The following is a 21,704-nucleotide window of genomic DNA, read 5'->3' as shown; positions in this document are numbered from 1 at the left end:
CCGCATGAAAATCAAATCCGTCCGTGCCCGTGTCTTCGAATGGAAGGGCAAGACCGTGCCGCCCCAGGGCAACTTCTGCTCCAACGCCATGGACCTGCTGTACTCCAGGGCCGAGACCATGAGCACCTTCCGTTTCCATTCCTGGACGGTGGTGGAAGTGGAGACCGACGACGGCATCGTTGGCCTGGGCAATGTGGCCCTGGCACCCAAGATCGCCAAGGCCATCATCGACGAGTACCTGACCCCCTTGGTCCTCGGCCAGGACCCCTGGGACTACGAATACCTCTGGCAGCGCATGTACCGCGCCACCCACGCCTGGGGCCGCAAGGGCGTGACCATGGCCGCCATCTCGGCGGTGGACCTGGCCATCTGGGACATCTTGGGCAAGTCGGTCAACAAGCCGGTGTTCAAACTGCTGGGCGGGCGCACCAAGGAAAAAATTCCCTGCTACTACAGCAAGCTCTACCGCACCGACCTCCAGGCCATGCAGGCCGAGGCCCAGCAGTTCAAGGACCAGGGTTTCAAGGCTTTCAAGATGCGCTTCGGTTACGGTCCGGCGCACGGCCAGACCGGCGTGACGGAAAACCTCAAATCGGTGGAAGCCGTGCGCGAAGTCATCGGTTACGAGAATGACCTGATGCTCGAGTGCTATATGGGCTGGAACCTGGAATACGCCAAGCGCATCCTGCCCAAACTGGAGAAGTTCGAGCCGCGCTGGCTCGAAGAGCCCGTGATCGCCGACGACATCGACGGCTACGCCGAACTCAACCAGCTCACCAGCATCCCGATCTCGGGTGGTGAACACGAGTTCTCGCTCTACGGCTTCAAGCAGCTGCTCGACAGACGAGCCGTGAGCGTGGTGCAGTACGACACCAACCGCGTGGGCGGCATCACCGCCGCGCACAAGATCAACGCCCTGTGCGAGGCCTACAGCGTGCCGGTGATCCCGCACGCGGGCCAGATGCACAACTACCACCTGACCATGAGCACCCTGGCCTCGCCCATGGCCGAGTACTTCCCCATCTTCGACGTGGAAGTGGGCAACGAGCTGTTCTGGTACATCTTCGACGGTGAACCCATCGCCGAGAACGGTTTCCTGGACCTGCGCGACGACGTGCCCGGCCTGGGCCTGACGCTCAAGCCCGATTACCTCGACCAGTTCCACATCACTGAATGAGTGCCATGCAGCGTCGTTACCAGGGCGTGTACCCGGTGGTGCCCACCACCTTCCATGAAGACGGCACGCTGGACCTGGAAAGCCAGAAGCGTTGTGTCGACTTCATGATCGCTGCCGGCTCCAACGGCCTGTGCATCCTGGCCAACTTCTCCGAGCAGTTCTCGCTCTCGGACGAGGAGCGTGAAACCATCACACGCACGGTGCTGGAACACGTGGCGGGCCGCGTGCCGGTGATCGTCACCACCACCCACTACGGCACAGCAGTGTGCGCCGCACGCAGCCGTCGCGCGCAGGAGCAGGGCGCGGCCATGGTGATGATCATGCCGCCTTATCACGGCGCCACCTTCCGCGTGCCCGAGCCGCAGATCTACGAGTTCTACGCGCGGGTCTCGGACGCCATCGACATTCCCATCATGGTGCAGGACGCGCCGGCCAGCGGCACGGTGCTGTCAGCGCCCTTCCTGGCCCGCATGGCCCGGGAGATCGAACAGCTGGCCTACTTCAAGATCGAGACCGCAGGCGCTGCAGCGAAGCTGCGCGAGCTGATCCGCCTGGGCGGTGAGGCCATCGAAGGCCCCTGGGACGGCGAAGAAGCCATCACCCTGCTGGCCGACCTGGACGCCGGCGCCACCGGCGCCATGACGGGCGGTGCCTACCCCGATGGCATCCGCACCATCATCGACCCCTACCTGGCCGGCGACCGTGAAGCCGCAGTGACGGCCTACGGCAAATGGCTGCCGCTGATCAACGCCGAGAACCGCCAGGGCGGCATCCTCACCGCCAAGGCGCTCATGAAGGCCGGCGGCGTGATCGCCTGCGAGGCGGGCCGCCACCCCTTCCCTGCGATGCAGCCCGAGGTGCGCGCCGGCCTGCTGGACGCCGCCAAACGCCTCGATCCGCTGGTGCTGCGCTGGGGCCGCTGAGAGCGGTCACGCCAACTACACATCGTCGGTGAATGGCGCGCCGGCAGCGCCGCCCCGCCCAGCCTCAACCCCTCGAATCCGTCTGACACGGTGGGGGGGTGGGACAGGATGCAGGCGCATCACCGCTTCGGTACTGCTTCGACGCCCGTGGCTGACAGTACGGCAGGCGGCAGGCGCGCGCCCCGGATGGGAATGGCAACCACAGCCGCGTTCAATTCCTTCAGCTCGTCGGCGCTGAAAGAAATCGAGGCGGCGGCGACGTTCTCTTCCAGATGGGCCACATTGGTGGTGCCCGGAATCGGCACGATCCATGGCTTCTGGGCCGACAGCCAGGCCAATGCAAGCTGGGCCGGCGTGGCGTTCTTGCGCGCCGCCCAGGTCTTGACCAGTTCGGCGAGCGCCATATTGGCCGGCAGCACATCGGGCGCGAAACGCGGGACGGTCGCGCGGAAATCCGGCGCTTCGAAACGGCTCCTGGCGTTGATGGTGCCCGCCAGGAAGCCCATGCCCAGCGGGCTCCAGGGCACGAAGCCGATACCCAGTTCCTCGCACAGCGGCAGAACCTGGGCTTCGGGGCCGCGATACAGCATGGAGTACTCGTTCTGGATCACTGCCACGGGGTTCTCCTTGTGCGCGCGGCGGACCGTCTGCAGTCCTGGCTCGGACAGGCCGTAGTGCAGCACCTTGCCTTGCTTGACCAGATCCTTGATGGTGCCAGCCACGTCCTCGATCGGCACATTCGGATCCACACGGTGCTGGTACAGCAGGTCGATGCGGTCGGTGCGCAGGCGCCGCAACTGGGCCTCGACGACCTGCCGGATATGGTCGGGGCGGCTATTCACGCCACCTCGCCGTGCACCCGTCGCCGGATCGATGTCGAAACCGAACTTGGTGGACACGACGACGCGGTCACGGATGCCTTGCAGTGCCTCGCCGAGGAGCTCCTCCGACATGAAGGGGCCATAGGCTTCAGCGGTATCGAACAGATTGACGCCCAGATCCGCCGCGCGGCGAATGAGTGCGATGCCTCCCTGCCGGGTCGTGCTGCTGGTGTAGAGATCGGCGACCGCTAGCGGGCCGCGGCCGGAATGCCACTGGACCCCCAGGCCGATGGGATACACATCGAAGGGGCCCAGGCGTCGGCGGGTAACGGAGTGGGTGCCAGACGCTGGCTTGTGATGGGCCGCACTGGAGGCATCAGCGGTCCCGGCGCAGGCAGACAGCAGCCACGGGGCGAGACCCAGCGTGGCTGTGGCAGCCAGCAAGCGGCGGCGCTCGGGCTGGTCGAGCTGGCGTGTCTGCGCCAGAAGAGGGATCTGGGTCACTTTGGATTTCATGGCTATGCTCCTTGCGATTTAGGTCTGTCCAGCTTCTTCTCGACCGGAAACTTTGATACCGGGTTGGCGATCTGGACGTTGTTGGAGAGTGGCTTTCATGTTCACCCTTGCGAGGCAGCGGCCAGGGCCTGCGTAAGTGCTTCGTTTGCGCGAGTGGCGGCATCGGGATGGCCGTGTTCGGCCAGTACTTGCGCCAGTTGCCGCAACTGCACGCCGCTCAAACCCACGCGCAGGCTGGCCCGCATGTGCGAACGCAATTGCGCCTCCACGCCCGGCATGGCAGCCAGTGCGCCGACGGTCGCCAGTTCGCGGCTTTGCCAGTCGAGGTTGTCGCGCTCGAAGATGTCGCCGAACAGATGGGCCTGCAGGAACTGGTTGATGACGGGCGCGAAGTCGAACACCGGGCCCTGCACCGGACCACCGGAAATCTCGGTCTGGTTCGCTTGGCCTGCCGCAAGCAGTTCATTGCCTGTGGCAATGGCGCGGCTGGGTTCGCGGCCCGTTGCGTCCTGGATGCCTCGCTGCTTGCGCGCTTCCACGACCTTCAGCAGCTCACCGAGCGCGTTGAGACTTTTCGGGAAACCGGCGTAGGCATAGAGCTGCACGAGAATTTCCTTGGCCTCGTTGATGGTCATCCCCGCATCCAGACCCTGGTTCAAAGCGGCATTGAGCCTGGGCATGTCGCTGTTGGCCATGAAAGACGCCATCAGTGGAATGGCCTGCTGCCTGGCCGACAGAATTTCGGAGCTGGGTTGTGCACGCCTCATGGCGGAGGGAGCCGAAGCGAGGCCGGCGCTGAGCAAGGCAGCCTGGTAGTCCTGGTCGCTGACCTGGTCTTTCCAGGTCACCGAATTGCCCTCTTCCTTTTCGGCGATGGCAACGTGGCTCATGGCGCTGCCGGGGCCTGCGCCATGCCAATGGTGCACGTTGGCGGGAATCGTGACGACATCTCCTGGGCGTATCACCTGGGCTGGCTGCCCCTGCTGTTGCACGAGCCCCAATCCGGCGGTGACCACCAGGGTTTGCCCCAGCGGATGGGTGTGCCAGGCAGTCCGCGCTCGCGCCTCGAAGCTCACTATCGCGCCCCCGGCTCTCCCGGGCGACAGCGCCTGGAACGGAGAGCTGATGCGCACGGTGCCATTGAAGGTCTCTTTCGCCCCTGTTGTGACTGGCGAAGACGAGGCCATGCGAACAAGGACGGCGGGCGCGGCACTCGCCGTGGCGGGCGTCTGCGCGCCCACCAGGGTAGCCGCACCACCCAGGAAGAGGCAAAGCAGTGTTTTCATGCATAGGTCTCCTGTTGACGTGATGGATGGCGGCGACGTCGTGCCACGATGCAGCCAGTGGACACAAGCGGTGCCAGTTCTCATGCGACCGGCCTAGATGTCGAGCCTGCGCTCGGCCATCCACTTGACGATGGCGGGGTCACGGTGCGAGAAGAAGCTGCTCGTGTTCGTGTCGAGCGTCGCGATGCGGGCCATGTCGGCATCATCGAGCTCGAAGTCGAAGATGGCGATGTTTTCTGCCATCCGTTCCTTGCGTACTGACTTGGCCAGCGCGACGATGCCTCGCTGGGTCAGCCAGCGCAGCACAACCTGCCCCACCGACTTGGCATGACGCTTGCCAATCTCGGCGAGCACGCCGTTTTGGAACAGGTTGTTGCGGCCTTCTGCAAACGGTGCCCAGGCCTGCGCCTGTACGCCGATGTCCTTCATGAATGCAGCGCTTTCGATTTGCTGCTGGAAAGGGTTCACCTCCACCTGGTTGACCGCCGGTGCGATCTCGTTGAACGCCTTGATGTCCATCAGGCGGTCGGGGTGGAAGTTGCTGACGCCAATGGCGCGCAGCTTGCCCGCGCGATAGGCATTCTCCATGGCGCGCCAGGAGCCATGTACGTCGCCAAAGGGCTGGTGGATCAGGTAGAGATCCAGGTAGTCCAACTGCAGGCGACGCAGTGACTTGTCGATGGCTTGCTGTGTGCGCTCGTAGCCGGCGTCCTGAACCCACAGCTTGGTCGTCACGAAAAGCTGATCACGGGCAACGCCACTGGCCTTGAGACCTTGGCCCACCGCCGCCTCGTTCATGTAGGACGCTGCCGTATCGATCAGCCGATAGCCGGTCTGGATGGCGTCGATGACGCTGCGCTCGCACTCCTGCGCCTCGGGGATTTGGAAGACGCCGAAGCCCAGGATGGGCATCTCGACGCCGTTATTCAGGGTGACGTTCTGCATGGCGGGTCTTCAAGGGTTCCATGCAGCGAACTTTAGACACTCAACTCGCATCCGAATAGTTGTCAATAGGTTGTTTTATTGGCATGAATTTGGAGATAATGAAAACAGGAGATGCTCTTACATGGCCATTAACGAGCTTCGGTCCGTATCCACTTTCATCAAGGCTGCCGAGTTGGGCAGCCTGCGCAAGGCTGCCCAGGCGCTCAACATCAGCCCGCAGGCGGCTAGCAAGGCGCTAGCGCAGCTGGAGGAGCATTTGGATGCGCGGTTATTTCACCGCACCACGCGGGTGATGTCCTTGACAGACGCTGGCCAGCACCTGCTCGAAGATGTCCAGCCCGCGCTGCTGGGCATGCAACGCGCATTGCAAAGCGCACGGACGGCCAAGGATGAATTCGCCGGGCCATTGCGGATCACCGGCCCGCGCACGACCTTTCAGCCCATCCTCTGGCGACTGGTCGAGGAATTCTGTGAGCTATACCCAAACATTCAGCCCGACGTGCTCCTGGATGACCGGGTCGGCAACTGGGTAGAGGATCGAGTGGACGTCGGCTTCAGGCTCGGGCCCTCGCCGCATGAAGGCGTCATCGCCCGCAAGCTGTTTCCCTTGCAGATGGTCATTTGCGGGGCACCGGCCTACTTTCAGCGCCACGGCCTGCCGGATTCCCTGGCCGCACTTGCCTCCCACCGCTGCAGTGCCTTCCGCCACCCAGGGACAGGCAAGGTCGTCCCCTGGCACGTCAGCTTGGGTGATCAGGTCGTAGACCAACCGGTCGTGCCCGCCATCTGCAGCAATGACGAAGTTTTCGAGTTGCAGGCCGTGCTGGCCGGGAAGGTCTTGGGGCAGTTGGCAGGTGTAACTGCCGCACCCTATATCCGTTCAGGGCAGCTGGTGCCCATACTTGTCGACCATATGCCGGACTTCGCCAGCTACTTTGTGTACTTTGGCAGCAGGACATCACAGCCTGCGCGTGCCCGGGCGTTCATCGACTTGGCCGTGGAACGACTAAGCAACAACCCTGAGTACGTATTGAGCGGCAAGGAGCTTCTAAGCGCGCAACGCCAGGTTCGTGGCGTCGCTTACAAGAGAAAAGTAGCCTCTCGCGGCAGTTGAAGATAAGAAGGCCCCGTTGGTCGTGGTCGTTGACGGGCTCGACCATGTCTGGCGCGACAACCGTGGCAACGTGCGGCCGCCGGACGAATTGTTTCGGCAACCCACCTCACCAAAAACAAAGAGCCCCGGTCAACGGGGCTCTTGCACTTCAGCCTGACAAGGAAAAGGTCAGAACGGAATGTCGTCGTCCATGTCCTCGAAGCCGCTGGCCGACTTGGCCGGGGCCTGCGGGCGCGGGGCGGCGCTGGGCGCTGGGCGTGCCGCCGGGGGAGCACTGCGGCGCGGGGCGCCACCACCGTCTTCCTCCGGGCCGCCCGAGCCTTCACGGCCGCCAAGCAACTGCATTTCGGTGGCGATGATGTCGCAGGTGTTCTGCTCAACGCCATCCTTGTTGGTGAACTTGCCGTATTTGATGCGGCCTTCGACGTAGACCGGACGGCCCTTCTTGAGGTACTCGCCAGCGATCTCGGCCAGGCGGTCATAGAAGGTGACGCGGTGCCACTGGGTGTCTTCGATCATCTCGCCGGAGTTCTTGTCCTTGCGGCGGCTGGAGGTGGCCACGCTGACGTTGGCCACGGCCTGGCCCGAGGGCAGGTAACGGATTTCGGGGTCGCGGCCGCAGTTGCCGACCAGGATGACTTTGTTGACGGATGCCATGGGGAATTCCTCCAGAGATTCAGTAATTATGAGCCCTTGCGGCCCGGCGCCACCATGGGCCAGGCCAGCAGCAGCCACAGGCCCATGCCGACCGCGCAGGCGATGAAAAGCGCCGGCACGCCCTGGGTCTTGACCAACCAGCCGCCGGCCGCGCCGCCGGCGAAGAAGCCCAGGGATTGCAGGGTGTTGTAGACCCCCAGGGCCGCGCCACGCGCATGGGGCGGAGCCACGCGCGAGGCCAGGCTGGGCTGGCTGGCTTCGAGCACATTGAAGCCGCAGAAGAACAGGAACAGCATGAAGGCCAGCCAGGCGATGTGCGGCGTATCTGCCGCCCACAGCAGGCCCAGCTGGACCAGGGCGATCAGCGCAATGGAGCCCAGGAACACGGCGCGCAGGTAACCGCGGCGCTCCAGCGGGAACAGGGTGGCGCCCATGACCACAAAAGATGCCAGCACGGCCGGCAGGTAGACCCACCAGTGCTGCGCCGGGGGCAGGCCGGCCTGCACCAGCAGGGCCGGAATGGCCACCCACATGGCCAGTTGCACCGCGTGCAGGATGAACACACCGGCATCCAGGCGCAAGAGGGCAGCGTGTCTGAGCACCTCGGAGAGTTTGCCGCGTGGCTGGTTCTTGTGCTGCAGGGGTTCGGCGGGCACCCACCAGATCACCACGGCCACGCCGGCCAGGGCCAGCGAGCCCGTCAGCGTGAACAGGCCGGCCAGACCGATGTAGGTGACCAGCAGGGGCGCCAGCACCAGGGAGAGCGCGAACATCAGGCCGATGCTGGCACCCACCAGGGCCATGGCCTTGGTGCGCACCTCGTCGCGGGTCTGGTCGGCCAGCAGGGCGGTAACGGCAGCCGAGACGGCACCGGCGCCCTGCAGGGAGCGGCCGATGATGAGCCAGGTCAGGCTGCCGGCCAGGGCGGCCACGAAACTGCCCAGGGCAAAAACCAGCAGGCCGGCGATGATGACGCGCTTGCGCCCCAGGCGGTCGGAAGCCATGCCGAAGGGGATTTGCAGCAGGCCCTGGGTCAGGCCATAGATGCCCATAGCCAGGCCGATCAGCACCGGGTCGTCGCCACCCGGGTAACGGGCGGCTTCCAGCGCGAAAACCGGCAGCACCAGGAACAGACCCAGCATGCGCAGGGCGAAGATGGCGGCCAGGGAAGCGCTGGCACGCCGCTCGTGCGCGGTCATGGCGTAGGCGTCGGGGCTGGCGGCGGGCGTAGCGACTGAAGAAGACACGGGGGAAGCGGGCACCGGAATAGAGAAGGCCCGCGCAGGGGCGGGCAAGACCTGTATTGTCCCCGATCCGGCCAGCCGGGGCACCAGGGCCTCCAGGAATTCTCTATCATGGACGGTTTTGCCCATAGGCCGCCCTTGAACTCCACCCCTGAAGGCCTCCGCCCCCCCGTCCACGCCGAAGAAGGCCAGGGGCGCTACCTGGCCCGCGCCCTGCAGCAGCAGGCCATGCACATCCGCGGGGCGCGCACGCACAACCTCAAGAACATCGACCTGGACATCCCGCGCAACCAGCTGGTGGTGATCACCGGCCTGAGCGGCTCGGGCAAGTCCAGCCTGGCTTTCGACACCCTGTACGCCGAGGGCCAGCGCCGTTACGTGGAAAGCCTCTCGACCTACGCGCGCCAGTTCCTGCAGCTGATGGACAAGCCCGACGTGGACCTGATCGAGGGCCTGTCGCCGGCAATTTCCATCGAGCAGAAGGCCACCAGCCACAACCCGCGCTCCACCGTGGGCACGGTGACCGAGATCCACGATTACCTGCGCCTGCTTTACGCCCGCGCCGGCACCCCGCACTGCCCCGACCACGGCCTGCCGCTGCAGGCGCAAACCGTGAGCCAGATGGTGGACGCCGTGCTGGCCCTGCCCACCGACACGCGCCTGATGATCCTGGCGCCGCTGGCGCGGCAGAAAAAGGGTGAATTCACCGAGGTCTTCGAGGACATGCAGGCCCAGGGTTATGTGCGCTTTCGCATCGACGGCCAGGCCCTCAATTTCGACGAGCTGCCGACGCTCAAGAAAACGGAGAAACACGACATAGACGTGGTGATCGACCGCCTCAAGGTACGTGGCGCCGACGAGCCCGAGCACGCTGCCCTGCGCCAGCGCCTGGCCGAGAGCTTCGAGGCCGCGCTGCGCATCGCCCAGGGTCGCGCCATTGCGCTGGAGACGGACCAGGGCACCGAGCACATGTTCAACGCGCGCTACGCCTGCCCGCTGTGCCACTACTCGATCAGCGAGCTGGAGCCGCGCCTGTTCTCCTTCAATTCACCGCAAGGTGCCTGCCCCACGTGTGACGGCATCGGGCAGCAGGAGTTCTTCGACCCGGCGCGGGTGGTGGCCTTCCCCAGCCTGAGCCTGGCCGGCGGCGCCATCAAGGGCTGGGACCGGCGCAACGCCTACTACTTCGCCATGCTGGAGAGCCTGGCCAAACACTACAAGTTCAAGCTCGAAGACCCCTTCGAGGAGCTGCCGCCTGAACTCCAGCATGTCATCCTGCACGGCTCGGGTGAGGACGAGATCAAGTTCAGCTACGTGATGGACTCGGGTGCCTCCAAGGGCCGCAAGGTCAGCAAGACCCACCCCTTCGAGGGCATCATCCCCAACATGACGCGGCGCTACCGCGAAACCGACTCGGCCCTGGTGCGCGAAGACCTGGCCCGCCTGCGCGGCACGCAGCCCTGCCCGGCCTGCGCCGGCACGCGCCTGCGCCCCGAAGCGCGGCACGTGAAGCTGGGCGAAGGCGCGCAGGCACGCGCGATCTTCGAGGTCAGCCACCTGACGCTGCGCGAATGTTTTGACTACTTTGAGCAGCTACAACTGCACGGCGCCAAGGCCGGCATTGCCGACAAGGTGGTGCGCGAGATCCGGCTGCGCCTGAAGTTCCTCAACGACGTGGGCCTGAACTACCTGAGCCTGGACCGCAGCGCCGAAACACTCTCGGGCGGCGAGGCCCAGCGCATCCGCCTGGCCAGCCAGATCGGCAGCGGCCTGACCGGCGTGATGTACGTGCTGGACGAGCCCAGCATCGGCCTGCACCAGCGCGACAACGACCGCCTGATCGAAACCCTGCGCCATCTGCGCGACATCGGCAACAGCGTGCTGGTGGTGGAGCACGACGAGGACATGATGCGCGCGGCCGACCACCTGATCGACATGGGCCCCGGTGCCGGCGTGCATGGCGGGCGCGTGGTGGCCCAGGGCACTTACGACGAGGTCAAGGCCCACCCGGATTCGCTGACCGGGCAGTACCTGGCCGGCACCCTGAAGATTCCCCTGCCCAAGCGCCGCACCCCCTGGCTGCCCCTGCGCGGTGAGCCGGCCGAGGCCTCGACCAAGACCCCGCAAAAGGGCAAGGACCGCACCGAACTCCAGCGCCTGCAGATCATCGGCGCGACCGGCAACAACCTCAAGAACGTGAGTGTGGATATACCCGTGGGCCTGTTCACCTGCGTCACCGGGGTCTCGGGCTCGGGCAAGTCCACCCTGGTCAACGACACCCTGTACAAGGCCGTGGCGCGCCAGCTCTACCGCGCACACGATGAGCCGGCCCCCGTCAAGGAAATCGAGGGCATCGAGCATTTCGACAAGGTCATCAACGTCGACCAGTCGCCCATCGGCCGCACACCGCGCTCCAACCCGGCCACCTACACCGGTCTGTTCACGGCCATCCGCGATCTCATGGCCGAGGTACCCATGGCGCGCGAGCGTGGTTACGGCCCCGGGCGTTTCAGCTTCAACGTGGCCGGCGGCCGCTGCGAAGCCTGCCAGGGCGACGGCATGGTGAAGGTGGAAATGCACTTCCTGCCCGACGTCTACGTGCCCTGCGACGTCTGCTTTGGTGCCCGCTACAACCGCGAGACGCTGGAGGTCATGTACAAGGGCAAGAACATCGCCCAGGTGCTGGACCTGACGGTGGAGGCTGCCTACGCCTTCTTCAAGGCCGTGCCGGCCATCGCCCGCAAGCTGCAGACCCTGCTGGACGTGGGCCTGAGTTACGTGAAACTGGGCCAGTCGGCCACCACGCTCTCGGGCGGCGAGGCGCAGCGCGTCAAGCTCGCGCTGGAACTCTCCAAGCGCGACACGGGGCGCACGCTCTACATCCTGGACGAGCCGACGACGGGCCTGCACTTCGCCGACATCGACCTGCTGCTGAAAGTGCTGCACCAGCTGCGCGACGCGGGCAACACCATCGTCGTGATCGAACACAACCTGGACGTCATCAAGACGGCCGACTGGCTGATCGACATGGGGCCCGAAGGCGGCGCGGGCGGCGGCACCGTGGTGGGCATGGGCACACCCGAGGAACTGGCCGCCAACCCGGCCAGCCATACCGCGCGCTACCTGCGTCCCTTGTTGTAGGGTTTCAGCCCGGCACGCCCGCCTGGGACACGACCGGGTGGCGGGCGAGGTGCTGGCGCACATGCTGCTCGAATTCCTGCGGGGGCAAGGGCCGGCCGTAGAGGTAGCCCTGGACCTCGTCACAGCCGTGCTCGCGCAGGAACTGCAGCTGCCCCGGCGTTTCCACCCCTTCGGCGATGGTCAGGAAACCCAGGCTGCGCGCCATGCTGATGATGGCCGTCACGATGGCGCGGTCGTCCGGGTCCTCGGCGATATCCCGCACGAAGGACTTGTCGATCTTGAGCTTGTAGATCCTGAAGCGCTTGAGGTAGTTGAGCGATGAGTAGCCCGTGCCGAAGTCGTCGATCGACATCTGCACGCCGCGTTCGGACAGGTGATCCATCATGGCGATCGCACTTTCCGGGTTCTCCATGGCCACGCGCTCGGTCAATTCCAGCTCCAGGCACTGCGCTGGCAAACCGGTTTGCGCCAGCACCTGCTCCACCTGCCGGGGCAGCTTGGGGTGGCGAAACTGCAGGGCCGACAGGTTGACCGCCATGCGCCGGATCGGCAGGCCGGTATCCTGCCAGGCACGCAGCTGGCGGCAGGCGGTGCGCAGCACCCATTCGCCGATCTCCAGGATCTGCCCGCTGTCTTCCGCCACGGGGATGAACTCGGTCGGTGACAGCACACCCAGCTCCGGATGGTGCCAGCGCAGCAGGGCTTCGGCCCCGGTGACCTCGCCGTTGTGCAGGCTGAATTGGGGCTGGTACTCCAGGTGCATCTGGCCCAGTGCCAGCGCGCGGCGCAGCGCGTTCTCCAGCTGCAAGGTGCGGGTGGAGTGAGTCTGCATTTCCGCCTTGAAGAAGCGAAAGCCATTGCGGCCGGCCTGCTTGGCGCGATACATGGCCGTGTCGGCGCTCATCGACAGGGTCTCCAGCGAGTCACCGTCCGAGGGGTACATGGCGATGCCGATCGAGCAGGTGACCGCCAGTTCCTGCGTGCCGATCTGGTACTGCTGCGCCGCCAGGGCCAGCACCTTGCGCGCCACGTGGGCGGCACTGGCTGCGTCGGTGCCCGGGCACAGCAGCACGAACTCGTCGCCGCCCAGGCGGCAGATCGTGTCTTCTTCGCGCAGCAGGGACTTGAGGCGCTGCGCCACCTGCACCAGCAACGCATCGCCCAGCTGGTGCCCCAGGCTATCGTTGATGTTCTTGAATCGATCCAGGTCCAGGAACATCAGGGCCAGTGCCTCGCCATGCCGATGGGCGCGGCCCAGCGCGGTCTGCGCCCGGTCCTGCAAGAGGCGGCGGTTGGGCAGGCCGGTCAGCGGATCGTAGTCGGCCAGCTGCACCAGCCGGGCGTCCGATACACGCCGTTCGACCTCCATCTGGTGCAGCTGCCGCTGGGTCTGTTGCAGCCAGCCCAGCACGCTGTCTTGCATGCCCGCCTGTACGGCGATCGGGTCCTGGAACTTGCCCTGGCCCAGTTGCACGATTTGGGCATAGACCTCGTCCGGCGCTGCGCCCAGGGTGGCTCTGAGCTTGCGCAGGCTGTCCCACAAGGCCAGCAACAGGGCCAGGCCCAGGGTCACCACCAGGACGCGCAGCCAGTAGGCCCGGTTGACGGCATCCTCGACGTCCTTGGCCGTGCGCTGTTCCAGCAGGGCATAGAACTCGCCGATGGGGCGCATGATGTCGGCCTTGGCCTGCATGTAGATCACGTCGTGCAGGATGCGGCTGGCCTGCAGGCGTCGTTGCGGGAGATCGGGGCCCGGGGCCTCGACGAGGTTCATGGCGACGTGCTCGATCTCGGTCAGGGCGTCCGAGTTTTCCTTGGCCTGCTCCAGCCGCTCGAACTCAGCCGCCGTGAAGCCGGCCTGGCGCATCAGGTCCAGCAGGCTGGTGGCCTGGTCGCTGTCCGGCCGTGGCGGGCGCCCATCCGGGCCGAACAGGTCCCAGTAAATGCCGTCGTAAGCAATCGGCCTGGGTTTGCGGCCGTCACGGATGGCCAGGATATCGGAGAAGTACTGCTTGTAAAGCGGATGGCCCGTCTGCACATAACTGCGCACCATGCGAGTCAGATCATCGGAGGACTGCCGCAACTCGTCGGCCAGCAGGCGTGAGCGGTAACGCGCTTCGTTGGCGCGGTCGATCTGTTTTTCCGCCTGGACGTAGATGCCGAAGCAGATGAAGAGCAGCGCCGCAATACCGACCGACAGCCGCAAGCTGCGCGTGTAGGCGAAGCGGGAAGGGCTTCGGTCCATGGAAGCCTTCCCCCGCGGTTCGCTGCGTCTTGCCTGCTCAGCGCTGCAGGTCTTCGATGGCGTCGATGACGATGCTGGTGCCGACGGCGATCAGCAGGATGTCCTGCGCCACGCGCACGAACTCGTGGCCGGCCGGCGGCGTGCCCAGGCGCACGCGGATGTCGGCCTCGACCGGGCGGTAGCCGATGTCACGCGGCAGGGGCTGGCCCATCTTCCATTTCTTGGCCTGTCCGGGCGGCTGGCAGCCGTTGTTCTTCTTGGCCAGGCCGGGCGGGCAGTTGGCGCGCGACGGCTGGCCATAGGCCTCGTAGACCGAAGTGCGCTGGCGCTCGCCAAAATAGCCGCCGATATTGATCTGCACATTCGAGCCGCCGCGGCGATCGTCACCGCGGTCGTCACGCCGGTCGTCCCTGCGATCATCGCGTCGGTCATCTCGTCGATCATCACGCCGGTCATGCTTGTCGTCGCGGCGGCTCTCCCGACGGTCATCCTTGCGGTCATCGCGCCGCTCATAGCGGTCCTTGTCACGTCCCGGCCCGCTGGCACCCGGGGCCTCGGCCACCACGGAGCAGCCCCCCAGGGCCATGGAGCCGATCAAGGCGTACATCGGTAATTGCTTGAGAATTTTCATCATGAGCCACACTCCTGCGCAGCCTGGGCTGCAAAAAACATGACCTTGATTGTGCCTCCAGGCCGTGTCCAGCGCTTGCCCTCTACATTTTGTTTCAGGCTAGGGCCGTTCACACTCATTTCTCAAGTGTGAACAGGCCCTAATCGGCTTCAGCCGCGTGCCGTCTGCAACAGGTCTCGCGTCTGCCGGGCCACCTGGCGTGCCGCGGCCGCGTAGTCCGCGCCCTGCGAGGCGTAGAGCACGGCACGCGAGGAGTTGACGACGATCGGTGCCGTGGTCTCGCCACCACTGGCCCGCCAGCCGGCCTTGACCGTCGCTGCGGCGTCACCGCCCTGCGCGCCCACGCCCGGGATCAGCAAGGGCACGGTGGGGGCCACGGCCCGCACACGCTCGATCTCGGCCGGGTAGGTGGCACCCACCACCAGGCCCAGCTGGCCATTGGTGTTCCAGGGCCCCTGCGCCAGGCGGGCAATGTGTTCGTAGAGCAGGGGTTCGCCCGGCACGCTGGCCAAGCGCTGGGCCTGCAGGTCGTCACCGCCCGGGTTGGAAGTGCGGCACAGCAGGAAGGCACCCTTGCCGTGGTACTTGAGGTAAGGCTGGATGGAATCGAAGCCCATGAAGGGCGAGAGCGTCACCGCATCGGCACCGTAGCGCTCGAAGGCCTCTTTCGCGTACTGCTCGGCCGTGCTGCCGATGTCCCCACGCTTGGCGTCCAGGATCACCGGCACATTGGGTGATACGCGGCGCATGTGGGCCACCAGCTTTTCCAGCTGGTCTTCGGCGCGGTGCGCGGCGAAGTAGGCGATCTGCGGCTTCCAGGCAATCACCAGATCGGCCGTGGACTCGACGATGGCGGCGCAGAAGTCGTAGATCTTCGTGGCATCGCCCTTCATGGCGGCGGGAAACTTCGCCGGTTCCGGGTCCAGGCCCACGCAGAGCATGGAATCGTTCTGCCGCTCGGCGGCACGCAACATGTCGAGGAAAGTCATGGTCCTATTGTAAGAAAGGGCCCGAACGGGCCCCTTCCTCACCTTCGGCTCAGAGATCAAGCACCAGTTGCGGCGTCTTGGAACGGGAACAGCAGGGCGTGAACTGGTCGTTGGCCGCCTGCTCTTCCGGTGTCAGGTAGCTGTCCTTGTGGTCAGGCACGCCTTCGAGCACGCGCGTCAGGCAGGTGCCGCACACACCCTGCTCGCAGGACACCATGACTTCCACGCCGGCCGCGGCCAGGGCCTGGGTGACGGTCTGATCCTTGGGCACCATGATGATGCGGCCGGAACTGGCTAATCTGATCTCGAAGCCGGCGTCGCTGTCGGACTTCGCCACTTCCGCGCCGAAGAACTCGTAGTGCAGCTGGCTCTCGGGCCAGCCGGCGGCGCGCGCCGTGCCCAGCACCGCGTCCATGTACCCCTTGGGGCCGCAGACGTAGAGGTGTGTGCCGGCCTGCGGTCTGGCGAGCAGCGCCTTCAGGTCCAACTTCTGCGCAGCATCACCGTTGTCGTAGTGGAAGTGCACACGGTCCGCGAAGCTGGAAGCCGCGATACGGCTGCGGAAGGCGGTGCGCTCGGGCGCGCGCGTGGCGTAGTGCATCTCGAAAGCCGCACCCGTGATGGCCAGGCGCTCGGCCATGCACAGGATGGGCGTGACGCCGATGCCGCCGGCCAGCAGCAGGTGTTGCTTCGCCTCGTGCGCCAGCGGGAAATGGTTCCTGGGTGCGCTGATCTGCAGCACATCGCCTTCCTTCAGGCTGTCGTGCACGACCAAAGAGCCGCCGCGCGAGGCCGGGTCGCGCAGCACGCCGATCAGGTAACGGTGCGTTTCCTTGGGGTCGTTGCACAGGGAGTACTGGCGCGTGATGCCGCCCGGCAGCTGCACGTCCACATGCGAGCCGGCCGAGAAGGCCGGCAGCGCGCGGCCGTCGCTGGCGACCAGCTCCAGCGTGACGATGTCCAGCGCCTCCTGGGCCTTGCGGGCCACACGCACCTGCAGATTGACAGAGCTCATGCCGGGTCCTCAGTTCGTGGCGACAGCCGCTGCGGCCTGCTCGGCCGCGACGATGCGATCGATGATCTTGCGCGACTGTACGCCGCCGGCGTCGATGTTGAGCATCAGCAGCTTCCTGTCCGGATAGGTGAGCAGATTCTGCTGCTGGCGCTCCAGCATCTCCAGGTCCTCGGCAAAGATCTTGCCCTGGCCTTCGCGGATGGTGGCGGTCAGCGCCTTGTCCTTCGGGTTGAACTTGCGCGCCATGCCCCAGAAGTAGTGGATCGAGGTCTCGGTCTCGGGCGTGATGAAGTCCACCACCACGCTGTAGACCTTCTTGTCGCTGGGCGCGTCGTAGCCGCCGTGGCCCTGGTGGGCCACGCCCACTTCGATCATCACGTTGCTGGGCGGCGTGAAACGGCAGATCTGCCAGCGATCCACCGGCACGTCGTCGGCCAGGTTGTTGCTGCGCAGCGCGGCCTTCCAGAAGGGCGGGGGCAGGATGCCGTTCATGTAGCGGCTGGTGACGACCATGTCGCCCTCGACCACGGTCTTGCAGGGCGTCTCGTCGATTTCCTTCTGGCCGATGGATGTGCTGTGCACATAGGTCTCGTGCGTGAGGTCCATCAGGTTGTCGACCATCAGGCGGTAGTCGCAGGCGATGTGGTACAGGCCGCCGCCGTAGGCCCAGTCGGGGTGGTCGTACCACTCGAGCACGGGGATCCTGCTCTCGTCGGCCAGTGCCGGCTCGCCGGGCCAGACCCAGATGAAGCCGTAGCGTTCGACCACCGGGTAGGCCTTGATGGCCGGGAAGCCGCCCACGCGCTGCCCGGGCATGGAAATGGTCTTGCCCTTGCAGCCCATCTCCAGGCCGTGGTAGCCGCAGACCAGCTTGCCCTCGCTCACATAGCCCAGGGACAGGGGTGCGCCGCGGTGCGGGCAGAAGTCCTGCACGGCGGCGACCTTGTCCTCCTCGCCGCGGTAGAAGGCAATGCGCTCGCCGCAGATCGTGCGGCCCAGGGGCTTTTCGTCGATCTCGTTGGGGGTGGCGGCGACGTACCAGGTGTTCTTGGGAAACATGGCGGGCTCCTTGTGAGGGTTAAAAATAGACGGACTTCATCATTCCGTATACTGAATGTCATTCATTGTACTGAATGATTACGGCCTGTCAAACCCAAAAAAACCGGACTTACCCTGACCTGGCGGGGGTTTCCGACCGGTGGCCGGGGGCAGGCGCCCTCAGGCCTTGGACGCGAGGCGGAGCTTGCGGACCTCGGCCGGGTTCTGGCTGTCGTGCAGGTGCACGAACTTGCGCAGCAGGCGCATGAACTCCTTCTGCTCGGCCGACTCCAGGCTGCTCATCATGCCGTGGTACAGCACGTCCACGCCGGGCTTGAGCTCCAGCAGCACCTCTTCACCCTCCGGGGTCAGGGACAGACGGCGCTGGCGGCGCGGCAGCACCTCGCGCAGGATCCAGCCCTTGGTCTCCAGCCGCGCGGCGATGTCGGCCGTGGTGGAAGTGTCCAGCGCGATCAGCTGCGCCAGCGTGACCTGGTCGATGCCCGGGGTCTCGTGCAGGGTGCGCAGGATGGCGTACTGGATGGGCGTGACATGGCGACCATGCACCTCGTGAAACTTGGAAACGGCAATCTGCTGGGCACGGCGGATCAGGTGACCGGGCTCGTCATAGAGCTCGATGGACAGCGGGGCGTCGGCAGTCTTGTTGGTCATGGCGGCTTCGGGATGATGGGGGCGTTCCTGAAGACGAATTGTGCTTCAAGCCGTCGCGCCATCGTCTTGACCGCGATCATCAAAACGCTGCAGTACGCGGTAGCGCGCCTCGGGCCGGCCGGTCGACTCCATCAGCACATACCCCCGCACCATCCAGCCCCAGGCCGGCGGCGCCGGCGGCACGGCCTGCTCGGCGCGGCGCGCCAGGGTGAGGTGTGGCCGGTAAGGGCGCTCGTCGGTGTGCAAACCCAGCCGGCGCAGCTGCGCGCCCAGGCGGTCATGCAGCACCTGCAAGGCGGGCGGCGTGGCCATCGGCAAGAGCACCGCCAGCCCATGCGGCCACAAGGCAGGCTCGCCAAAGCGCAATTCGAAGGGGGTGAACGGCTGGGACAGCCCGGCCCGCAATTCGTCCAGGCGTGTGCGCGGCACCGGGCCGATGAAGTGCAGGGTCACATGCCAGTCGGGTGGGGCGTAGCGTTGGGCCCCGTCGTTCCAGCGCCAGGCCTGGGTGTGCGCACTCAGCTCGGCCCGGACCGGCCCCCCCGGTACCAGGGCGAGGAACAGCCGGGCCTCGGTGGGCGTTTCAACGTCGTGCTGCATCCTGAGCGAGCCAGGCCTGCAACTGGGCCGTCCACCACTTGGCCTGACCGGTGGTGCCATGGCCGCGGGTGCTGGGGCTGGCGGGAATGAGATAGAGACTGCCGTTCTTCACGCGTTTGAGTTCGCGTTCCATGATGCCGAGCTCGGGCGGGTTGCGCTCGTCGTCGGCGGCATTGATGGCCAGCAGGCGGGCGCGGATGGCTTCGAGCCGAGGCGCCGGGTTGTAGTCGCGCAGGGCATCGAACTGGTAGAGGATGTCGTTGGCATCGCTCGCTGAGCCCTTGGCCAGCTGGTCGGTGATGTACTGGTCGGCCTTCTCGCGTGTCGGCGCGATCTGGTGCAGGCCCTGGTTGCCCCCCAGCGTGGCCACGCTGAAGTACAGCTGCGCGACCTGCAGCCCGCGCGGCTGGCGCGTGTAGTTGCCGTTGTTCCAGTCGGGGTCGAGCTTGATCACCTCCATCAGCATGCGGCGCGTCATCCAGTTGCGCCCGGCCACCTCCACCGGCATCGAGGCCATGGGCACGAGGTTGCGCATGGCGTCCGGGTACATGACGCCCCACAACCAGGTGTGCATGCCCCCCATGGAGTTGCCCAGCACCAGCTTCAGTTGCTTGATCCCCAGATGCTCGGTCACCAGCGCGTGCTGCGCCCGCACCATGTCCTCGTAGTTGTACTTCGGAAAGGCCATGCGCAGGCCATCCGAGGGCTTGGACGAGCCGCCGGCCCCGATGGCATCCGGCAGGATGATGTAGTGACGCGCCGCATCGAGCGGTTGCCCGGGCCCGAACAGCTCGCCGGCAAAACCCGGGCTGAGCAGGCCCCGACCCGAACCGCCGGTGCCGTGCAGGATCAGCACCGGCTCGCCCGTGGGCTCACCCACCGTGTGGTAGTTCACCTTCAGTTCCGGCATCACCTCGCCGGTATTGAAACGGAAGTTCTTGATGACCCAGCTGCCCGACTTGGGCGCCGGGTAGTCGGCCGCGCCGGCCAGGCTGCTCCCCGCCAGCAGGGCCAGGGCCAGGGCCAGCGTACGCCAGCCCGTCTTTTGAATTGCTTGTCTCATGCTTGTCTCCTCTTGTGGATGAATTCGAAGTCAGTCCCAGTGAAACTTGTGCAGCAGGCGGTGCATGACCGGCGTGAACATCAGGGCCGCCGTGGCGATGAACACCAGCCCCGCGTACAAGGCGTAAAACCCGGCAAACAGCTTGCCCCCGGTCGTCACAGGCAGATGGACCGGCCCCATGCCCCCCAGCAGCATGGCCGAGTTGATGAAGGCATCCACCCAATCGAGCTGCTCGAAATACGCGTAACCGGCCATGCCGGCCAGCAGCGAGAGCGCCAGCAGGGCCAACGCGAGAAACAGGTGCAGCAAGAGACGCCGGACAAAACTGGCGTGCGGCAGGGGCGCTTCTTTTCTGGATTCGTACATGGCATCAACCTTTCGGCCGGCGGAGACTGCCGTTGCTGCACGCGATGCAGCCGTCCAGGCGGGTGGCGATGAAGACCAGGGTGCGAGGCTTCATGACCACGGCCGGTGTGTCAACGCACCGGCGTCAGCTGGCCTGGTGAGACGACGGGTGCCAGTGGCTGCGGGGCGGCTTGCGCAGGTGTGTCCACCACCTCCCGGACACCATCGATGAAGTATTCGGTCTCGCCGAAGCACGTCGAGGGGATGAACTTGTACTGGCGATAGTCCAGCACGACACGCTTGCCGGCCAACAGGTTGATCTTCTGCGCCACGTCGTCGTCACGCACGGAGAACTCGAACTTCTCCGGAATGGCCCCCGGCATGGTGACCATGGCAATCTCACCCTCCCAGGTCTTGCACAGCCAGCCCTTGCGCGAGAGCTTCTGCACATAACCCGCGCGCTCGCCGTCGGAATAGCTCCAGTGCAAGGCGATCCAGACCCAGCCGATCGTCAGCAGGACCACGACCGCGAGGAATATCAGCACGAGGCGGATCAGTTTGTTTTTCATGAGGGATGCTCCAGATTCGTTGACTCAGGCGGGGGCGCCGCTGCGCATGACGTCCATGGCCAGGCACAGATCAGCCCAGGTCCTGGCCTTGTCCTGCGGCGTGCGCAGCAGGTAAGCCGGGTGGTAGCTCACGATGACCGGCACGCCCTCGTAGCGGTGGACCCGGCCGCGCAGCTTGCCCAGCGGCATCGTGGCCACGTCGGGCACGCTGTGCTGCAACAGCGACTGGGCGGCAAAACGGCCCAGTGCCAGGATGATCTGCGGCTGCAACAGCGCGACCTGGCGGCGCAGATAGGGCTCGCACTGCAGCACCTCTTCGGGCTGCGGGTTGCGGTTGGCCGGCGGGCGGCACTTGAGCACGTTGGCGATGTAGACGCCCTGCGTCCCCGTGCCCTGGCGGTTCAGCCCGACCGCCCTGAGCATGTTGTCCAGCAACTGGCCGGCCTGGCCGACAAAGGGCTCGCCCTGGATGTCCTCGTTCTCGCCCGGTGCTTCACCGACCACCAGCCAGCGCGCCTGCGTATCGCCCACGCCGAACACGGTGTTCTTGCGGCTCTGGCACAGGCCGCAGGCCTGGCACGATGCCACCGCCTGCTGCAGCGGCCCCCAGTCCATGCCCGCGATTTCAGCTGGCATGGCACGCGAAACGGGAGCAACGACTCTCGCGACCACAGATGTCGCCGAACCTGTGGCCGGGCGCGCCACGGCCACAG

The 21,704-nt window shown here is 65.7% G+C and carries 20 protein-coding genes; 4 read left to right on the top strand and 16 right to left on the bottom strand.

The genetic code is table 11. The features are described 5' to 3' along the window. Positions 1 to 4: 4 nt before the first annotated feature. Together AO057_RS04100 and AO057_RS04095 are read left to right on the top strand one after the other, a co-directional pair. Positions 5 to 1,177, top strand: a complete 1,173-nt coding sequence (locus AO057_RS04100) for an L-rhamnonate dehydratase (RefSeq protein WP_057674436.1) — start codon at positions 5 to 7, stop codon at positions 1,175 to 1,177. A gap of 5 nt (positions 1,178 to 1,182) precedes the next feature. Continuing rightward, positions 1,183 to 2,100, top strand: coding sequence for a dihydrodipicolinate synthase family protein (locus AO057_RS04095; RefSeq protein WP_057674435.1), 918 nt, complete (start codon positions 1,183 to 1,185; stop codon positions 2,098 to 2,100). Between the two features lie 119 nt (positions 2,101 to 2,219). Here the strand turns inward: AO057_RS04095 and AO057_RS04090 are convergent, their stop codons facing one another. The 3 genes from AO057_RS04090 to AO057_RS04080 all read right to left on the bottom strand — a co-directional run bounded on the left by AO057_RS04090 (position 2,220) and on the right by AO057_RS04080 (position 5,668). After that, positions 2,220 to 3,437, bottom strand: a complete 1,218-nt coding sequence (locus AO057_RS04090) for an aldo/keto reductase (protein ID WP_057674434.1) — start codon at positions 3,435 to 3,437, stop codon at positions 2,220 to 2,222. Between the two features lie 101 nt (positions 3,438 to 3,538). After that, positions 3,539 to 4,723 carry a (R)-mandelonitrile lyase gene (locus AO057_RS04085; protein ID WP_057674433.1) on the bottom strand — a complete coding sequence of 395 codons (1,185 nt, stop codon included), beginning with the start codon at positions 4,721 to 4,723 and terminating at the stop codon, positions 3,539 to 3,541. 93 nt (positions 4,724 to 4,816) lie between these two features. Next, positions 4,817 to 5,668 carry an aldo/keto reductase gene (locus AO057_RS04080; RefSeq protein WP_057674432.1) on the bottom strand — a complete coding sequence of 284 codons (852 nt, stop codon included), beginning with the start codon at positions 5,666 to 5,668 and terminating at the stop codon, positions 4,817 to 4,819. Between the two features lie 121 nt (positions 5,669 to 5,789). On the opposite strand from AO057_RS04080, the gene AO057_RS04075 reads away from it, so the two are divergent. Continuing rightward, entirely contained in the window at positions 5,790 to 6,782 is a 993-nt protein-coding gene (locus tag AO057_RS04075) for a LysR family transcriptional regulator (protein WP_057674431.1), read from the top strand. A gap of 168 nt (positions 6,783 to 6,950) precedes the next feature. On the opposite strand, the gene ssb is transcribed toward AO057_RS04075, so the two are convergent. Both ssb and AO057_RS04065 read right to left on the bottom strand, forming a co-directional pair. Beyond that, positions 6,951 to 7,439 carry a single-stranded DNA-binding protein gene (gene ssb, locus AO057_RS04070; protein ID WP_057674430.1) on the bottom strand — a complete coding sequence of 163 codons (489 nt, stop codon included), beginning with the start codon at positions 7,437 to 7,439 and terminating at the stop codon, positions 6,951 to 6,953. A 26-nt stretch (positions 7,440 to 7,465) separates the two neighbouring features. Then, the gene (locus AO057_RS04065) at positions 7,466 to 8,638 is read right to left on the bottom strand and encodes an MFS transporter (protein ID WP_057674429.1); all 1,173 of its coding nucleotides are present in this window, start codon (positions 8,636 to 8,638) and stop codon (positions 7,466 to 7,468) included. 156 nt (positions 8,639 to 8,794) lie between these two features. Between AO057_RS04065 and uvrA the strand changes: the two genes are divergently transcribed. Continuing rightward, on the top strand, positions 8,795 to 11,824 hold the full coding sequence (gene uvrA / locus AO057_RS04060) for an excinuclease ABC subunit UvrA (RefSeq protein WP_082605403.1): 3,030 nt from the start codon (positions 8,795 to 8,797) through the stop codon (positions 11,822 to 11,824). Positions 11,825 to 11,828: 4 nt separating this feature from the next. On the opposite strand, the gene AO057_RS04055 is transcribed toward uvrA, so the two are convergent. The 11 genes from AO057_RS04055 to AO057_RS04005 form a co-directional block, all read right to left on the bottom strand. Beyond that, complete coding sequence (locus AO057_RS04055; protein WP_057674428.1) at positions 11,829 to 14,069, bottom strand: putative bifunctional diguanylate cyclase/phosphodiesterase; 2,241 nt, start codon at positions 14,067 to 14,069, stop codon at positions 11,829 to 11,831. 37 nt (positions 14,070 to 14,106) lie between these two features. After that, positions 14,107 to 14,703, bottom strand: coding sequence for an RcnB family protein (locus AO057_RS04050; protein ID WP_240480731.1), 597 nt, complete (start codon positions 14,701 to 14,703; stop codon positions 14,107 to 14,109). A gap of 146 nt (positions 14,704 to 14,849) precedes the next feature. Continuing rightward, complete coding sequence (gene pyrF, locus AO057_RS04045; protein ID WP_205629996.1) at positions 14,850 to 15,689, bottom strand: orotidine-5'-phosphate decarboxylase; 840 nt, start codon at positions 15,687 to 15,689, stop codon at positions 14,850 to 14,852. 49 nt (positions 15,690 to 15,738) lie between these two features. After that, positions 15,739 to 16,704 carry a PDR/VanB family oxidoreductase gene (locus AO057_RS04040; protein WP_057674427.1) on the bottom strand — a complete coding sequence of 322 codons (966 nt, stop codon included), beginning with the start codon at positions 16,702 to 16,704 and terminating at the stop codon, positions 15,739 to 15,741. A 9-nt stretch (positions 16,705 to 16,713) separates the two neighbouring features. Further along, positions 16,714 to 17,763 (bottom strand): aromatic ring-hydroxylating dioxygenase subunit alpha, encoded by a 1,050-nt coding sequence (locus tag AO057_RS04035; RefSeq protein ID WP_057674426.1) that lies wholly within the window; start codon positions 17,761 to 17,763, stop codon positions 16,714 to 16,716. Positions 17,764 to 17,922: 159 nt separating this feature from the next. After that, entirely contained in the window at positions 17,923 to 18,414 is a 492-nt protein-coding gene (locus AO057_RS04030) for a MarR family winged helix-turn-helix transcriptional regulator (RefSeq protein WP_057674425.1), read from the bottom strand. A gap of 45 nt (positions 18,415 to 18,459) precedes the next feature. Further along, positions 18,460 to 19,014, bottom strand: coding sequence for an RNA 2',3'-cyclic phosphodiesterase (thpR, locus tag AO057_RS04025; protein WP_057674424.1), 555 nt, complete (start codon positions 19,012 to 19,014; stop codon positions 18,460 to 18,462). Next, on the bottom strand, positions 18,998 to 20,077 hold the full coding sequence (locus AO057_RS04020; RefSeq protein WP_057674423.1) for an alpha/beta fold hydrolase: 1,080 nt from the start codon (positions 20,075 to 20,077) through the stop codon (positions 18,998 to 19,000). The genes thpR and AO057_RS04020 overlap by 17 nt, the downstream gene beginning before the upstream one ends. A gap of 30 nt (positions 20,078 to 20,107) precedes the next feature. Then, complete coding sequence (locus AO057_RS04015) at positions 20,108 to 20,443, bottom strand: hypothetical protein (protein ID WP_057674422.1); 336 nt, start codon at positions 20,441 to 20,443, stop codon at positions 20,108 to 20,110. 110 nt (positions 20,444 to 20,553) lie between these two features. Continuing rightward, positions 20,554 to 20,991 (bottom strand): hypothetical protein, encoded by a 438-nt coding sequence (locus AO057_RS04010; protein WP_082605401.1) that lies wholly within the window; start codon positions 20,989 to 20,991, stop codon positions 20,554 to 20,556. Between the two features lie 24 nt (positions 20,992 to 21,015). Then, the coding region (locus AO057_RS04005; protein WP_156404465.1) for a uracil-DNA glycosylase at positions 21,016 to 21,704 on the bottom strand (689 nt) is incomplete at its 5' end.

The organism is Curvibacter sp. PAE-UM, assembly GCF_001432305.1.
In the GTDB taxonomy this organism is placed as follows: Bacteria; Pseudomonadota; Gammaproteobacteria; order Burkholderiales; family Burkholderiaceae_C; genus Hylemonella.
This window is presented reverse-complemented; position numbering and strand designations above follow the sequence as displayed.

Excerpts from the sequence above, each read along its gene's own strand:
- AO057_RS04100 (WP_057674436.1), top strand. The coding sequence starts at position 5 with ATGAAAATCAAATCCGTCCGTGCCCGTGTCTTCGAATGGAAGGGCAAG.
- AO057_RS04095 (WP_057674435.1), top strand. The coding sequence starts at position 1,183 with ATGCAGCGTCGTTACCAGGGCGTGTACCCGGTGGTGCCCACCACCTTC.
- AO057_RS04090 (WP_057674434.1), bottom strand. The coding sequence starts at position 3,437 with ATGAAATCCAAAGTGACCCAGATCCCTCTTCTGGCGCAGACACGCCAG.
- AO057_RS04085 (WP_057674433.1), bottom strand. The coding sequence starts at position 4,723 with ATGAAAACACTGCTTTGCCTCTTCCTGGGTGGTGCGGCTACCCTGGTG.
- AO057_RS04080 (WP_057674432.1), bottom strand. The coding sequence starts at position 5,668 with ATGCAGAACGTCACCCTGAATAACGGCGTCGAGATGCCCATCCTGGGC.
- AO057_RS04075 (WP_057674431.1), top strand. The coding sequence starts at position 5,790 with ATGGCCATTAACGAGCTTCGGTCCGTATCCACTTTCATCAAGGCTGCC.
- ssb (WP_057674430.1), bottom strand. The coding sequence starts at position 7,439 with ATGGCATCCGTCAACAAAGTCATCCTGGTCGGCAACTGCGGCCGCGAC.
- AO057_RS04065 (WP_057674429.1), bottom strand. The coding sequence starts at position 8,638 with ATGACCGCGCACGAGCGGCGTGCCAGCGCTTCCCTGGCCGCCATCTTC.
- uvrA (WP_082605403.1), top strand. The coding sequence starts at position 8,795 with ATGGACGGTTTTGCCCATAGGCCGCCCTTGAACTCCACCCCTGAAGGC.
- AO057_RS04055 (WP_057674428.1), bottom strand. The coding sequence starts at position 14,069 with ATGGACCGAAGCCCTTCCCGCTTCGCCTACACGCGCAGCTTGCGGCTG.
- AO057_RS04050 (WP_240480731.1), bottom strand. The coding sequence starts at position 14,703 with ATGATGAAAATTCTCAAGCAATTACCGATGTACGCCTTGATCGGCTCC.
- pyrF (WP_205629996.1), bottom strand. The coding sequence starts at position 15,689 with ATGACTTTCCTCGACATGTTGCGTGCCGCCGAGCGGCAGAACGATTCC.
- AO057_RS04040 (WP_057674427.1), bottom strand. The coding sequence starts at position 16,704 with ATGAGCTCTGTCAATCTGCAGGTGCGTGTGGCCCGCAAGGCCCAGGAG.
- AO057_RS04035 (WP_057674426.1), bottom strand. The coding sequence starts at position 17,763 with ATGTTTCCCAAGAACACCTGGTACGTCGCCGCCACCCCCAACGAGATC.
- AO057_RS04030 (WP_057674425.1), bottom strand. The coding sequence starts at position 18,414 with ATGACCAACAAGACTGCCGACGCCCCGCTGTCCATCGAGCTCTATGAC.
- thpR (WP_057674424.1), bottom strand. The coding sequence starts at position 19,014 with ATGCAGCACGACGTTGAAACGCCCACCGAGGCCCGGCTGTTCCTCGCC.
- AO057_RS04020 (WP_057674423.1), bottom strand. The coding sequence starts at position 20,077 with ATGAGACAAGCAATTCAAAAGACGGGCTGGCGTACGCTGGCCCTGGCC.
- AO057_RS04015 (WP_057674422.1), bottom strand. The coding sequence starts at position 20,443 with ATGTACGAATCCAGAAAAGAAGCGCCCCTGCCGCACGCCAGTTTTGTC.
- AO057_RS04010 (WP_082605401.1), bottom strand. The coding sequence starts at position 20,991 with ATGAAAAACAAACTGATCCGCCTCGTGCTGATATTCCTCGCGGTCGTG.